The 223-nt window shown below is 47.5% G+C and carries 1 protein-coding gene; it reads right to left on the bottom strand.

The features are described from left to right. Nucleotides 1-223, bottom strand: a 223-nt coding sequence (locus ACGF49_RS25455) for a transposase (protein WP_387493640.1), incomplete at both ends; no start/stop codon positions are given.

The following is a 223-nucleotide window of genomic DNA, read 5'->3' on the forward strand; positions in this document are numbered from 1 at the left end:
GCCATATGCAAACGAAGTGTCTCCCGCCCTTCATCTTCCGGATAACGTTTTATTTTTCTTCCTCCTTTAGCCTTTGTGCAGCCCGCTTTCTTCGGGCATCCGGCACAATTGTCAGCGCGATAAACCCGATAGGTCCGCGTTTTTTCAGTGGCTTTCACTGTACTTTGCAGGGACAATTGGTGATGAGCAGGACAAATATAGCAATCTTGCTCAGCATCATAAG

It is taken from the genome of Photorhabdus sp. RM96S, from assembly GCF_042879335.1.
GTDB lineage: Bacteria > Pseudomonadota > Gammaproteobacteria > Enterobacterales > Enterobacteriaceae > Photorhabdus > Photorhabdus kayaii.